We start from the raw sequence: 1,781 nt of genomic DNA on the forward strand, positions 1-1,781 counted from the left end.
CAACCACTAGCTGAGGGCAAGGGTGTCCATCGTGAGGTGGAATCTGAAGGAAGCCTAAAGCAAAGTTCTGAGCCAAGGAACACGAACAGCATCAGGCATTGTAATGTGGATAAGTCTGCTAAGCAAGATGAAGTCCGATACTACCCGGAACACTATGGTGTAAATGCTGTGGCTACATGGAATGAAAGTCAAATATCTTACCACGGGAGATCTCATGGACGTACAAGAATCCGCATAAGGATAGTACGGTCGAAAAAGGTTTATCATGAGAAGTCAGCAGAGGTCATAGTACTTGTAGTTCGACTGGCTACAAGGAAGGACTGAACTTTAATGAGTGAATAGTCAATGAAAGTTACTGTATGAGAGGAGAACAGCAGAAAATATCGGAAGATAGCTCCCTGAGGAATGATAGGTCGGCAACTGAAAGCTACTCAGGAGTGCCTACTCTTGTACGGATAACTGAAAACAACTTCACTGGCAAAACAGAAGAGAAGGGTACTTTATTAGAGAAAATCCTAGATCCCATGAATCTTAATCTAGCCTATAAAAGGGTGAAGAAGAATAAAGGTAAAGGTGGGATAGACAAAATGGAGGTCGAGTCATTGTATGATTATTTTGTTGAGCACAAGGAGTATCTTTTAAGAAGTATTCTGAACGGGAAATATCGTCCAAATCCAGTTCGTCGGGTGTATATACCGAAGGAAAATGGTCAGCAACGATCACTAGGTATACCGACTGTGGTAGACCGTGTGATTCAGCAAGCCATTCACCAAGTTATCTCTCCGCTTTATGAGGAGGATTTTCATGAAAATAGTTACGGCTTTCGTCCTAACCGCAATGCGCATCAGGCCTTGAAACATTGTATGTCAAAAGCCGAACAAGGTTATAAATACGTAGTAGACATAGACCTTGAGAAGTTTTTCGATACGGTGAATCACAGTAAGCTGATAGAGGTCTTGTCACGAAAAGTGAAGGATGGACGAGTCTTGTCGCTCATTCATAAGTACCTCAATGCAGGAGTGGTTGAATCAGGACTATTTCAACGCACAGCAGAAGGTGTTCCTCAAGGAGGACCATTAAGTCCATTATTAAGCAATATTTTGCTAAATGAATTGGATCAGGAACTATCTCACAGGGGACACGAATTTGCACGTTATGCCGATGATCTGATTATTATGTGTAGATCGAAGCGTAGTGCAGATCGCGTGTTGAAAAGCATAACAAACTTCATAGAAAAGACCCTTTACCTTAGAGTGAACAAGGAGAAGACACAGGTGGGACACATAAAGGAGGTTAAGTTTCTTGGGTATGGATTTTACATGAACCAAGAGAAATGTAGAGCCCGAGTTCACCCCAAAAGTGTTAGGGAAATGAAGAATCGGCTTAGAGCGCTAACAAGTCGTAGTAATGGATGGAGTAATGAGCTTAGGAAGTTGAAACTCAAACTGTTTATTCAGGGTTGGGTGAACTACTTCAAGTTAGCTGATATGAAGAAGCTCCTGAAAGGTATCGATGAATGGCTCAGGCGCAGGATTCGTATGGTTATCTGGAAGCAATGGAAACGGGTAAGAACCAGAATCAGAAACCTAACCAAACTTGGGATAGGCAAAGACAAAGCGTACCAGTTTGGGAATACAAGAAAAGGCTACTGGCGAATAGCTAATAGCCCTATCTTAAGTCAAACAATTACGAATAAACGCCTAAAATCCTCAGGCTACACCTTCTTATTGGATTATTATCTCTCTGTGAAAGCTTAAATTAAAGAACCGCCCTGTACGAGA

At 41.9% G+C, this 1,781-nt stretch carries 1 protein-coding gene; it reads left to right on the plus strand.

Going from position 1 to position 1,781, the window contains the following annotated elements; all coding sequences use genetic code 11:
* The first annotated feature begins 359 nt into the window (after positions 1-359).
* Positions 360-1,757, plus strand: a complete 1,398-nt coding sequence (gene ltrA / locus ABD985_RS21210) for a group II intron reverse transcriptase/maturase (RefSeq protein ID WP_345375339.1) — start codon at positions 360-362, stop codon at positions 1,755-1,757.
* Positions 1,758-1,781 lie beyond the last annotated feature (24 nt).

The organism is Algivirga pacifica (genome assembly GCF_039543525.1).
In the GTDB taxonomy this organism is placed as follows: Bacteria; Bacteroidota; Bacteroidia; order Cytophagales; family Flammeovirgaceae; genus Algivirga; species Algivirga pacifica.

What these genes read in the sequence shown, in the direction of transcription:
- ltrA (WP_345375339.1), top strand. Translation starts at nt 360, where the DNA reads ATGAGAGGAGAACAGCAGAAAATATCGGAAGATAGCTCCCTGAGGAAT.